Source organism: Microcoleus vaginatus FACHB-2002 (assembly GCF_040004035.1).
Classification (GTDB): Bacteria; Cyanobacteriota; Cyanobacteriia; order Cyanobacteriales; family Microcoleaceae; genus Microcoleus; species Microcoleus vaginatus_C.
Window position 1 is genome coordinate 110,340 of the sequence record NZ_JAMPLN010000001.1, and the last position, 13,641, is coordinate 123,980.

Here is a 13,641-nt window from a genome sequence, read left to right on the forward strand (position 1 = left end):
ATCGCCACAGTCAGCTATTAGATTTAAGTTTCTCGCTAATAGCTAAAATCTACACCAAAAAGGACGAATATTTTAACTCTCTGAGTGGTGTTCCGTCATCCATTTTTGGTAAGTATCCTCAAGTTGCTTGTCTTCGAGAACGAGTTCTAGGCGAACTTTGACGCAACCGTGACGGGGTTGAGAGGCGATCGAATTTAAGATTTTGCTAGCTTTCTGCACAGAGGTAAATTCAGCCTTAACTGTCGGTTCTTGGCGATCGCTTTTAACCTCCGTCAAATCTATACCGGTGATGTTTCCCTCGCCTAAATCTATTTCGGCCAACACCTTCGGATCGTCGCCGACTTGTTCGACAATCAGCTTTTCCCACTGGATGGGTACTTGTACCATCCGAGTTTCAATTTCTTTACGCACTATGACTTCGCCGACTTTGCGCTTGCTGCGATTGATCACCAATCGTTCTTCTAGCAGGCGAATTACTTCTTGATCGACAATATCGAAGTTTTCCTCATCCTCATCTGTCTCCAAATTTGGATCTGTGAGCTCGGCATCTGTTAGATTTGACATATCTGTTGAGGGATTGGTTAACTCACTGTTGCTATATTCACTATGCGTTTCAGAGGCATTTTCTAAATACGAATGCCCGCCATGAGCCGACACTACCGGCAGCATATCGACTCGATCCGAATTAATAGTTACAAACAGCGACTTTTGGTGATAATCTACTTTTTTGAGCAGCTTAATACTTAATAAAAAAGTGCGGGGGTTTTCGCTGCCTAGCCCGGCCACCACAAAGTTTAACTGACCGTTAGCATCAAAATAGACATCTTTAACTTTGCCGACCAAGTGACCTTGGTTGTCTTTGACGGTAAAACTTTTTAGCTTAGTTCTGACTTTTTCAGGCACCCGGTTGAGACGGGTTATTGATTTGGCAGTTGCTATCTTTTCTGCTGATGCTTGACCGTTCATTTTTTAAACTTTCCTGCTTAGGGATTTTTATTATGAATTGGTAAGGGGAAATTGGTAAAGGCGGGGAAAGTGCATAAACGTTGCCAAAACTAGACAAGTTTTGTACCCCCCCCGCCGCTCACATAGGAATTGCCCGATCGCCACCAGTTCAATCAAACCTGGGCGGTGACAGAATTATGTCATTAAGGCGCAATTCCTATGCAATAGCTGTTGCGGTTGGTTTAGATCTTTGGATTTTTATTATCTACAACCGCAGTTCCATCAGTCTTAACGTCTAATTCTTCACGACGCAAGGTTTCTTCGCCCTCAACCGTGCTGCGAACAACTTCTTTTCTGACGTTGACTTCTTCGCGCACGAAAGCTTCCTTGTGGATGTCGGCAGTTTCTTCGTAGACTTCCATGCGTGCAACTTCCCCAGATTGGAAGTCAGCCTCACCGACTGAAACTACTCGACCCGCTTCTACCGGGGTTACTCGATCGATTACAACTCGTTCTTTTTCAATGGGTACTGAAGCTCGCGCTGTTTCAGTTTCTACGCGCTTGCCAACTGCTACTTCGCCTGTTTTTGCGCGGTGTTTGTTGGCAATCAAGCGTTCTTCATAAAGCTTGAGATTTTGGTGCTGCTGTTCGTTGGTTTCGTAGAGGGGGCGATCCATATCGTAGCTGTAGCTGCTGCGATCGTAGCTAGCAGGAGTTGCAGTGCGGGCAGCGGCAGTTTCTTGATTGCGGTAGACGCCTCTTACCTGTTCTTCGCGATCGTAATCTAATGGTTCTAAATCATTGTAAGCCGGCAATTGTTCTGCTTGAGCTTTGTTGCGAAGGCCTGTGGCGTGGACGCGACGGGCTCCGTAGTCGAAGCGGGCCGAGCCGATTGGCAACAATACTTTTTTGCCAAAAATCCAAATACCGGTATCAATTACCAGATAGCGAAAACGACCAGTGTCATCAACCAAGGCATCATAAACCGTGCCTACTTTTTCATCAGAGTCGCCAGCATAAACATCAAATCCCTTGATGTCGTCTCCAGCAAAGATTTCTTCCTGGTAGTTAGGATAAAATTCTGCTAATTTTTGAAGGGCCATGTGTTTTTTCCTCTTTGCTCTACTTAAATTAATAGTAGAAATTAATTCGTTCAGTTCCCTCTCCCTAAAGTCAGAAGTGTATAATTTAGGTTGTTTAATACTATAGGAATACTACGGCATCTCTTCTTCTGTGCTAGCGCGCTCAGCTATTTTAAAGATTCTAAAACTCTACAATCATCAATCTTATAACAAGTATTAAAACTAAAAGCCAACCGTAGGGACACGGCATTGCTGTGTCCTACTCCCCCTGTAGGACACTCCTTTGCGCTGTACTTACTGTTAATAATTGTTAACTAGGGGGTAAAAAATCAACCTTATATAGTAAGACACAAATATCAAAGCCCCTCATCTTGCAGGAGAGGGGCTTCCGAAAAGCTAGAAATTTTAAGTTCAGAGTTGATTGAATTGAGTTCTGATAGCTTCTATCCGACTGCGGTTAACTCCCATATCCGACTGTCCCAGACGCGAAGCCGATCGCACATGGATAACTTTTGCTTCATCATCTACCAAAAATTCAACGTCATCAACAAACCCCATCAAAGCACTGGTGAACTCCGCATACAGGTAATTATCAGTTGCCGTGATAATTTTAGTTTTTCCATAGGACTCGATCGCCCCTTTGAGCTTTACCATCGCTTCAGCAGGGGACGAAGTGTATGCCAAAGGCTCAATTTTGTGTTCGGCATCTTGACTGAAGCTGCTGACGCAGTTGGGGGAACTCGGGCACGCTGCGAGTTTTCCTGACTGAATCCCGATATTGGCAGGTCTGGTTCCAGCAAACATTGTTTTTTCTCCGGGTATAGCGATAAAAGTAGCGATCGACAGTACCGCTACTGCTAGCAGTGATATTAAAATAACCACGACTTTTTTCCATGCTGTCGGCGATTTTGTTTCAACTGTTTGCAAAGGATTAGCCCTCCTGAAAGTATAAATGCGGTATACTTTTCATATTAATTGAAATTAACATCAAAAAATTAAAAAGTTTTCTTTTGTTCTTCAATTAACCAGTAAGTCAGCATTCTTCCTTTACCTTTAATCGGGATATGGCCCCGTTCTTCCAAAACAAACTGCTCTTTCAAACGCTCGTAAGTCGCCGCTGTCACTTGAATTTTACCAGGCAATCCGTTAGACTCCATGCGTGAAGCAACATTAACAGTATCTCCCCACAAATCATAGCTAAATTTACTAATCCCAATAATTCCAGCCACCACCGAACCGCTGTGAATTCCGAGCCTCAATTGAAAATTTTCTCCCATTTTGGCATTAAACCTCCTCAAAGCTGCCTGCATCTCCAAAGCTAAAAGTGCGATCGCCTCAGAGTGATCCTCCCGCGGCGTCGGCAAACCCCCAACCACCATGTAAGCATCCCCAATCGTCTTAATCTTTTCTAACCCGTGCAATTCAGACAACCTATCGAACTCCGAGAAAATTCCGTTCAAAATTTCTACCAACTGCGTCGGACTTTTGTGAGCAGAAAACTCTGTAAAACCCACCAAATCAGCAAACAAGACGCTCACCTCATCAAAATGATCCGCTATCAACTTTTGTTCTTTTTGCAAGCGATCCGCAATAGGTTTCGGTAAAATATTCAGCAGCAATTTCTCTGTTTGCTCTTGCTGCACTTTCAGCGCTGCTTCAGCTTGTTTTCGCTGAATCAACGAACCGAGCTGCGTAGCAACCGCGCTCACTAATTCCAACAAGCGCGGCTGACATTTCAGAACTTTTTCACGATAAAAAATCAAAATAGCTAACACTTGATTGTCCGCTACAATTGGCACTCCAAAAGCCGCTTTCAATCCCACACTCACCGCAATTTCCGCTCGTAAAAAAACTTGTTCCGGTGCAGTAGAAACATCATCGATCCATTCAGACTGCTGCGACTGCCAAATCCTACCTGGGAGTCCCACACCGGGAGCAAAAATTAACTGCCAACTGGTTTCTCGGAATTGGGCAAAACTCAAGTCACTGACGTACCTGCCTGTAGCACATTTTAAAAAGCCCTCACTGCAAGGAATCCAAGCTTCGCCCAGATTCCATTCAATTGTTTGGCAAATTAAACCTAAAATCACATCTATAGCCGACTCAAAATCCTCAGATTTGCTAATAGCTTGAGTGGCCTGCAGCAGCAATCTTGTTTCCATTTCCACCTGGTGGCGTTCAGCGATTTCTTGGTGCAACTGGATATTTTGAGCCGTCAATTTTTGATTTTTTTCTTGCAATTGGATTTGCAATGAACGCACAGTAAGTTGATTGCTCACTCGCGCCAATACTTCTTTCACCTGAAAAGGTTTAGTTATATAATCCGCTCCGCCCACTTCAAAAGCTTTGGCTTTATTTATTCCTTCTTCTAGCGCACTCAGAAAAATGATGGGAATTTCCCTAAATTGCGGTTGTGATTTTAATTTTTTACATAGTTCGTAGCCGTCAATATCCGGCATCATAATATCGAGTAAAATCAAATCTGGTGCGCTAGATTGAATGGCATCTAACGCCGAAAAACCATTAGTAACTGGTCGAACTTTATAGCCATTTTTTTGCAAAAGTCTAATCAACAAACGCAGATTATCTGGCGTATCGTCAACTACTAAAATATCTGCTTGATAGTTTTCAGTTTGTTCCGCCTTCATCTGCATGATCTGATTCCTCCGCCTCGGCAATTAAATTGAGAATTTTCTGGTAATCAAAATTATCGAGATGACCCTGGAGGATTTCCGCCAATTCAGGATGAGGCTCCCTTATTTCGTCGATTGTTCTGACAATTAAGTCAAAATCAGCACTGCGGATTACCTGCTTCATGTTGTCTATCCATTCTGCGGGAAGTCTAGGTAAATAAGCAAGCGCAGCATTAGGGAGCGAGTCAGATAAATTATTGCGATCGCCTATTGAGATAAAGTCCGTTGAGTTAGAGTAGAGATACTTAACCCCCAAATGTTTGGTGAGGGTATCAAATATATCTGTTTTGCGGAAAGGTTTGCTAATAAAATCGTCGCAGCCGACCAATAAAGCAAACGCTTGCCTCCCTTCAATTGTACTAGCTGTCAAAGCAATAATCTTTGGAATCGGGGAGTCGGGATGGGAAATATTCATTTCCCCCTCTTGCTCTCTCTGCTTGATTCTAGCCTTAATTTGTTTAGTAGCTTCGTAACCGTCCATCACTGGCATTCGCACATCCATCAAAATTAAGTGCGGATGCCAATTTTCCCACATTTCTATTGCTTCCTGGCCGTTGGTGGCTTGTTCCACCCCGAAACCCAAAGGAGAAAGCATTTGAACTAAAAGTTGGCGGTTGTCTTCGCGATCGTCCACAATTAAAATCCGGTAGCACGGTTGATTGGGTTCCAACCCACTAACTTCGCGGTTAAGTTCCGGATCGGGAAGCTCAGCAGCATAAACCGCACCGACTGGAATTTCAAATTTAAAAGTGGTACCGACTTCCAGTTGACTTTCTACGACAATTTCTCCTCCCATCAGGCGGACAAATTGACGGCTGATCTTCAATCCTAAACCAGTGCCTTTCTGAATCTTTTGGCCCGAAGCTGTTTGCACAAAAGCCTTAAAAATATTGCCCAATTCTTCGGGAGCAATGCCAACTCCTGTATCTTCAAGTTCAAATAGAAGGAAAAAACCAGGCACAGTTAAATCCTCAACATCAGGGCTCCATTCAACAGTGGCAAAATCACTGCTAGTTCTCGAAAAATCCCGAATACTTCTTGTGGTATCAAAGCAAGCTGTGGGACTATCCAATAAATCAAAAAAAACTGATTTTTCTAACTTTGTAACTCTTAAGATAATTTCGCCTTTTTGGGTAAACTTAATCGCATTACTCAGAAGATTAATCAGCACTTGCCGCAGTTTAATATCATCGGTTCGCACGTACTGAGGAACGTCAGCATCGCGCTGGAAATGCAACTGCAATTCTTGATTATGTACCCGCAGTTGAAACATATCTTGCAAATCGTCAAGCAAGCGGTAGAGGTCGAAGTTGTTTGGGTTGAGTGTCATCCGCCCCGCTTCGATTTTTGACAAGTCTAAGACTTCATTTATCAAACTCAGCAAGTGTTCGCCACTACGGCGAATAATTCTCATATTTTCTCGGTTTTCGACAGTAAGATCCGGGCTGGGTTCCATGATTTGTGCAAAGCCGAGTATAGAATTGAGAGGGGTGCGTAACTCGTGGCTCATATTGGCAATAAACGTGCTTTTAGCTTTGTTTGCTGCTTCAGCAGCTAATGCGGCTTGTTGCAGTTGTTCTGTGCGTTCATCAATTTGGGCTTCTAAGGTGTGGTGGTATTCTGCTAGTATTTTTTCGGCTTGTTTGCGATCGCTAATATCTTGAAAAGCTGCGATCGCATAAACAATATTTCCGCTAGCGTCAAAAATCGGCGTGGTATTGATCTCGATCGCAATTCTTTTGCCATCTTGACGGATTTCTACATCGTCTACCTTGACAGATTCTCCTTTCAGTGCGCGCAAAATTGGCAGATTATCTGGCGGGTACAGCTCATCAGTATTGGCAACATAAAGTTGATAAGTGGCAGCTAATTGTTCCGCAGTGCTTTCCGGGATCGTGTCTTCACCCAGCAAATCCCGCGCTGCCTGGTTGAAATAGGCGATCGAGCCATCGGGATGATAAACAGATACCCCCACCGGCAAAGCTTCTAAAAATTGACTCAGGCGGCTTTCACTCGCAGATAGCGCCTCATTTACTAGCTTTAACTCCTCGTTTACTTCTTGGCGCTTATGAATTTCATCTGTTAACTTTTGATCTTGCAAATAACTGTGAACTGCTTCTACTACCGTTAATTTTAAGTCTTCATTTTGCCAAGGTTTAGGAATATAACGGTACAATTTAGCATACTTGATAGCATTACTCAGGGCTTCCAAATCTGCTTGCCCCGTTAGCATAATGGTCAGCGTCTCAGGCGATCTTTCGTGAATTTTTCTGAGCAGTTCATCCCCTTTAATATCCGGCATGATATAATCGGAAAGCACCAAAGCAATCTCGCATTCATCTGCCTGCAAATCAGCCAGCAACTCTAAAGCATCAGCCCCCCCTTCAGCGGTTTCAATTATACACCGATCGCCGATCGCCTTTTTCAGCTCAATCTTTAAACTCTTCAAAACGTCAGGTTCATCATCAATACAAACAATCACAGGTTTTTTCATAACTTAGCCAGCCCAGATTTTATAATCTCTATTAAGTCTTTGCTTTGCCAGGGTTTGTACAAACAACAGTATAAATCTGCTTCTTCTAATGCCCGCTGAACTGCCCCTGCATCCGCTTGTCCAGTCAACATCACTTTAATAATTTTAGGATATTTTTGGTGAACTTTAATTAAAAGTTCGTCACCTTTAATTCCCGGCATCAGCCAATCAGAAACAACCACAATCACCTGAGCTTTTTCTTGAAACTCCTCCAGTAAATCTAAAGCTTCCTCACCACTTTCAGCTAATTCATAAAAGTAATCATTTTTAAATTCATTTTTAAGCTGCATCTTGAGAGTATTCAAGATATCCGGTTCATCATCAACACAAAGAATTATAGGCTTATTCATCTTTTCTTATCTGCTTAAATTTTAGTAGGTTTACTAACATGACTTGCTTTTACATTATTGATTTCGGCCAAGGATGCAGGATATCTGTCCCCTATCTTATTTTAATAGGACTTCCGAAGATCACCCCGGTTTCTTGTAATAAATCTTGTATTTGTCCGCGAGACAGCGACGAGTGTCACCGGGAATCAGCTCCCTGCGGGTAAGTTTTGTTTAATAAATAGGCAGCGAGACTGTAAAAGTTGTCTGCCCCGGTACAGAATCTACAGCAATTGTGCCTTCGTGTTTTTCCACAATTTTTCTTACAATATCCAATCCCAAACCGCTACCTTCGCCCGCAGATTTAGTCGTAAAAAACGGCTGAAAAATTTTGGGAATAACTTCTGAGGGAATACCTTTACCGTTATCAGTAAACTTGAGGAAAATATTTGCATCTTGCTGCCGAGTTTCAATCGTCAAAATACCTTTATAATCCATTGCTTGCAGGGCATTATGAACGAGATTCGTCCAAACTTGATTTAAGTCATCGGGATAGCACATAATTTCGGGTAAATCTCCATAATTTTTTACTACTTCTATACCGTGTTTCAGTTGATTTTGATAAAGGGTTAACACCGTTTCAATGCCATCGTGCAAGTTCGCCTGGACTTTTTCGGGTTTGCTATCAAAATGAGCGTAGGTTTTTAAGGCAAATACTACTTTCCCAGACTTCGCTGTTGCTCTTTGGATCAGGCTAATACTTTTTTTAAAGCTCGCAAACTGGTAAGCACTATTTAAAACTACTTCCCAATCCGGCGATTTAAAAAGCGGCAACAAATCTTCTATGTTTTCGTAGATTTCCATGTCAACTAAAGTATCCGCAATTTCCTCGGAGTTTCCCACAGATTCTGCCATCAAATCCGCAGCTAACTGGTGCTTAAATTTGCGTTTCTCTCTGCTAGTGAATAAAACTTCTTGATGGGTGGCTCTGTACAGTAAAGCTAAAAAATAAGCTTTGCTTTCGTCAGAAAGTTCTTGATAAATTTGAGGAAATTTTTCTAAAAACTCCTCGGAAAAATTAGCTATATTATTAATAGAGGAACCTATAATGCCCAGGGGTGTATTGATTTCGTGAGCAATGCCGGCAATCAGTTGTCCCAGGGCTGCCATTTTTTCCGATTGAATCAAATGCTCTTGGGTGGCTTGCAGTTGATGCAGCGCCGTTGCCAAATCTTGATTTTTTTCTTGCAAAGTTTGTTGCAGTGAACAAATTTTTAAATGAGTTTCTATCCGGGCTAAAACTTCTTCAACCTGAAACGGTTTAGTAATAAAGTCAACTCCGCCCACTGCAAAAGCTTTAACTTTATCCAGCACGTCATTGATCGCACTAATAAAAATAACAGGAATGTCTTTGGTAATTTCAGAAGCTTTGAGTTGCTGGCAAACTTGATAGCCGTCCATTTCCGGCATCATAATATCCAGCAGCACTAGATCCGGGGGTATTTTTTGAGCAGCAGACAATGCTAGCTTGCCATTGGGGACGGGGCGAACTTGATAGCCTTTTTCGCTCAAAATTCCTGCCAGCAGCCGCAGATTTTCTGGCGTATCGTCTACTACTAAAATATTAGCTCGATTGGTTTTAGGTGAAGTTGAAGGCATCGGGTATTTACGGTTTCTCGCTGAGATCGATTATGTGCAAAATTCTGTCATATTCAAAATTATTAATGCACTCTTGAAGCTTGGCCGCAAGAGAGGGGTTGACAGTGCCGATTTGTGCGATCGAAGTTGCGATCGCCTCCATGTCCACACTCAAAATACTTTGCTTGAATTGGGCCATCCAGTCTGGAGAAAGAGAGGCAAAAGCCTCCGGTGTCAGCACCTCCTGACTTGACTCCTCTACACCTGCGGCACTTACTGCGGTTGAATCTTCATAAATATAGCGTACTCCTAAATGTTTTCCCATTGCCACAAAGATATCCTCCTCGCGGAACGGTTTCCGCATAAAATCATCGCAACCCGCCGAAAGAATCACCGCCCGTTCTTCCTCCAAAACGCTAGCAGTTAGGGCCACAATCGCCGTTGCTTGCCCGCCAGTTGTAGTTTTAATCTGTTTCGTTGCCTCATAGCCGTCCATGACAGGCATTCTCATGTCCATCCAAATCAGATGCGGTTCCCACTCCATAAAAATATCCACCGCTTCTTTACCGTTATTTGCTTCTCTCAACTCAAATCCGAGTGGACTGAGAAGTTTTACTAACAGTTGGCGGTTCAAAGGTTTGTCGTCCACAATTAGCAAGCGATAACTCGGCTGATTCGGTTCGAGGGCAACAACTCGACGTTGAGTTTTTTTGCTTTCAATATCACTAGCTTCAACCAGATGAACTTGGATGTCCAACTGAAATAATGCACCTTTTCCGATCTCGCTGCTAACAGTAATTTCACCTCCCATTAATTGCACGAACTGGCGGCTAATAGCTAAACCTAAACCCGTTCCTTCCTGAGAATCTTTACCTGTTTTCGTCTGCACGAATGCTTCAAACAACTGATGGATTTCCTCAGCAGCAATGCCTGCACCAGTATCTTGAACTTCAAAATGCAGCCAGTAGCGATCGGGCAATTGGTCAGGGCTATTTTTATGTATGTTCCGCCTTCCTCCTTTGACTTGCACCGACACTCCCCCTTCTGAGGTAAATTTAATTGCATTATTGAGCAAATTAATTAAGACTTGCCGCAATTTAACTTCATCAGTACAAATGTAATGGGGAACTTCTGCGTCTCTGTCGAAGATTAGTTGCAAACCTTTTTGCTCCGCTTTGAGAGCAAACATATCTTCTAAATCGTCGATTAGTTGGTACAAATCGAAGCTTTTTTCATTAAGCGTTGTGCGTCCGGCTTCGATTTTTGACAAGTCTAAAACTTGGTTAATTAAAGCCAGTAAATGTTCGCCACTCCGCAGGATAATTCCGACATTCTCTTGATTTGCCTGAGACAAAGTTTGACTGCGGATCAAGACTTGAGCAAAGCCGATAATCGCGTTCAGGGGCGATCGCAATTCGTGGCTCATATTGGCGAGAAAGGTACTCTTAGCTTTGTTTGCTGCTTCGGCCGCTTCTTTCGCCTGCTGCATTTTGATTTCCGCTTGTTTGTTATCAGTAATGTCTTTAATAAAACCTTCGTAGTAAAGTAAATTTCCTGCTTCATCGCAGACAGCGCGACAATTTTCCGAAATCCAGATTATGCTGCCATCTTTGCGGTAAATTTCCGATTCAAAGTTTGATAGTATCCCGCACTCGTTCATCAGCGCTGCAAATTCGTCGCGGCGGTTGGGTTTCACGTAAAGCTGGTTATTGAAATTCGGCTGTGCTGCTATTAAATCTGCCGGCGAGTCGTAACCGTAGATGTTAGCTAAAGCGGGGTTAGCGCTGATGTATTTCCCGTCAACAGCAGTTTGAAAAATTCCATTCAAAGCATTTTCATAAATGTTGCGGTACTTTTCTTCGGCTTCCCGGAGGGCAGTTTCTGCTTTTTGGCGATCGGTAATATCGCTAGACATCGACAAAAAACAAGCTTCTCCGTCAATATCGATGGTTTCTATAGACAGCAGTGCCGTTCTTTCTGTACCATTTTTATTGCGAAACCTCAGCTCATAATTGTGAATTGCTGTCTTGTTTTTTAACATTTGAATCATGCGGTCACGCTCTTTCAAACTCGCCCAAAAGTTTAGTTCAACCGCTGTTTTACCGATAATTTCTTCCTGGGTGTAGCCCATCATCCGGCAAAAACTATCATTAACTTCTAGGTGGCAACCGTCACTAATTCTTGTAATTGTAATCGCATTCGGACTCGAACGAAAAGCTTTAGAAAACTTTTCTTTTGCCTTAGCAAGATCTGCGGTGCGTGCTGCAACTTGCACTGCTAAATTTTGGTTGTATGCCCTTAATAATTTCTCCGCTAGTTTGCGTTTCGTAATATCTTGAAAAGCGCACATTCCGTAAATAATGTTTCCTTGGGCGTCGTAAATAGGAGTCCCCCAAACTTGCAGGGGAACAGTTTTGTTATTGGAGGAGATTTCAATGTCATCAACAGTTACACTTTTGCCCTGCAAAGCATTTAAAATAGGGTCGCGTTCCGCTGGGTAAATTTCCTGAGTTCCAGCTAAATAAACTCGGTAGGATTGACGCAATTTTTCCGCATCTGCTGCCACAATTCCTTGAGATAAAAGTTTCTCTCCTGTAGGGTTAATGTAGTGAGGTTGACCGTTTGACTCTGCAATAAAAATGCCTAGCGGTACTGCATTGAGAAATTGTTTGACTCGGCTTTCGCTTTCTGAGAGGGAAGTAAATGAATGCTGCAATTGCTCTGCCATGCTGTTAAAAGCAGTCGCAAGTTCTCCGAGTTCATCTTCGCGATTCAGAGTGAGCTTTGTATCCCATTCATTCCGCGCCAAAGCTTTCGCCGCTGCATTCAATCTTAAAATCGGCTGAACTACCCATTTCGCAGTAAGAATTCCCAGGATTGTCGCCCCCATCAAAGCTGCAAGCGACAGTAAAAAAGTCGTGCGCGTGTTGAGGTTAATTTGCTCCATAAAGTCAGACTCTGGTACAACTACTACAATCAGCCAATCCAACCCTCGATCGTCTTTAAAAGGAGCTACCTGAATAAAATTTCGCTTGCGGTCAACATCAAAAGTAAGCTGTTGAGAATTATTGATTTTAGCTACGCTTTTGTAGGATTTCTCTAAATATTGTGCAGTTTGGCTAATTACCGGATTCTCGCTTTCGGAAGCTTTAATGCGCCTTGTTTCTTTACCTTCCACCACGAATTCTGGACTCGCCGTTGAAGTGGCAATTAACATCCCCGATCGCTCCATGAGAAAAGTTTGCCCCGACTTACCAATTTTGAGGCTAACCAGAAATTCTTTGATTCGGGAAAACAGCAAATCGCTGCCAGCTACGCCTAACAACTTGCCAGCGTCATCGTAGATAGGCAAAGCAGCAGTAATTGCCAGTTCCCTCGTCAAAAAATCTGTATAGATTGGAGTCCAAATAGGTTTTTTAGCCGCAGCGGCAGCTATGTACCAAGGGCGAGTTCGCGGGTCGTAAATATTGGGTGAAATTTGCACTAATTGAAGGCGGTTTCCCTGAAAGTCACCCGTATAGCGAGCTAATTTATTGCCCGTAGAGCTGTCGGCAGCAGATATCAAAGTCCCATCTTTAGTGCGGATTGCTCCCGAATGTTCTCCATTTTCTTTACCTGTGTAAATGATGCTGATCGAATCAAAATATTGAATTTGTTCTAGGAAATGATGTTCTAGTTTTTGGTTGTCTTCTAGGTTCAACTGCCCCAATTTTATGCCTTGAACGTTCAGGTGATTGACAATGTGGGGAATTGACATATAATTTTCCATGCGGTCTTTGATGCGATCGCTAATTTCTCCCCGCAACTGAGCGGCAACCTCGTTAACTGCCCGCTGACCGTTTTGAAAAGATAGCCAACCTACAACTCCTACCGTGCCGACAATTTGCACTAAAAAAGGAACCACGAGTACCGTTTGTAATGGAGCTTTGCCGATAATTTTGGTAGCAAAGCGATTGAGGGGTTTAGGAAACATATTCATCCTAAGAGGAATTGGGAATTGGGCATTGGGCATTGGGCATTGGTAATTGTTGGGAGTTTTGAGTGTAAATTATGTTCCCTTTGCCCTTCCTTTTCTCCTTATGCTGTAGTTGACTGACGACAGTACCCGTCGATCAATTTAACTCAATATAGCGTATTTATACTCAGAGCTTTTTCGTAACTACTGATACAGATAAGTGGGCGCGATCGACCTAAGTCGAAATCATCTGATCTATTGCACCATTCTCAATAAGCCTTGAACGGGCGGACTCTCCTGCCCAACCCCTACTCCCCACAAGAAAATGCACTTTTTGTGAAACAGGCCGTCCAGCCTGTTAAGCGAGAATAACCTGTCGCGCATTTTATTTGTATATTCTGGGCGGGCGGGACGCCCACCCCACAAGACTTGAATTTTTTTTGACAGACAATTTAAAGGCAGAACAGCT

At 43.0% G+C, this 13,641-nt stretch carries 8 protein-coding genes; all 8 read right to left on the reverse strand.

The genetic code is table 11. The features are described 5' to 3' along the window. Positions 1–72: 72 nt before the first annotated feature. The gene (locus NDI35_RS00435) at positions 73–966 is read right to left on the reverse strand and encodes a DUF2382 domain-containing protein (RefSeq protein WP_445311009.1); all 894 of its coding nucleotides are present in this window, start codon (positions 964–966) and stop codon (positions 73–75) included. 221 nt (positions 967–1,187) lie between these two features. Beyond that, the gene (locus NDI35_RS00440; protein WP_445311010.1) at positions 1,188–2,048 is read right to left on the reverse strand and encodes a DUF2382 domain-containing protein; all 861 of its coding nucleotides are present in this window, start codon (positions 2,046–2,048) and stop codon (positions 1,188–1,190) included. 390 nt (positions 2,049–2,438) lie between these two features. After that, positions 2,439–2,954: a DUF1499 domain-containing protein gene (locus tag NDI35_RS00445; protein WP_445311011.1), complete on the reverse strand. Its 516-nt coding sequence runs from the start codon at positions 2,952–2,954 to the stop codon at positions 2,439–2,441. Between the two features lie 68 nt (positions 2,955–3,022). After that, on the reverse strand, positions 3,023–4,681 hold the full coding sequence (locus NDI35_RS00450; protein ID WP_445311012.1) for an adenylate/guanylate cyclase domain-containing protein: 1,659 nt from the start codon (positions 4,679–4,681) through the stop codon (positions 3,023–3,025). Further along, on the reverse strand, positions 4,656–7,214 hold the full coding sequence (locus NDI35_RS00455) for a response regulator (protein ID WP_445311013.1): 2,559 nt from the start codon (positions 7,212–7,214) through the stop codon (positions 4,656–4,658). Before NDI35_RS00455 ends, NDI35_RS00450 begins: the two co-directional genes overlap by 26 nt. Then, on the reverse strand, positions 7,211–7,603 hold the full coding sequence (locus NDI35_RS00460; RefSeq protein WP_445311014.1) for a response regulator: 393 nt from the start codon (positions 7,601–7,603) through the stop codon (positions 7,211–7,213). Before NDI35_RS00460 ends, NDI35_RS00455 begins: the two co-directional genes overlap by 4 nt. A gap of 210 nt (positions 7,604–7,813) precedes the next feature. Then, positions 7,814–9,238 (reverse strand): hybrid sensor histidine kinase/response regulator, encoded by a 1,425-nt coding sequence (locus tag NDI35_RS00465; protein WP_445311015.1) that lies wholly within the window; start codon positions 9,236–9,238, stop codon positions 7,814–7,816. 7 nt (positions 9,239–9,245) lie between these two features. Further along, the gene (locus NDI35_RS00470) at positions 9,246–13,190 is read right to left on the reverse strand and encodes a PAS domain S-box protein (RefSeq protein WP_445311220.1); all 3,945 of its coding nucleotides are present in this window, start codon (positions 13,188–13,190) and stop codon (positions 9,246–9,248) included. Positions 13,191–13,641: the final 451 nt, after the last annotated feature.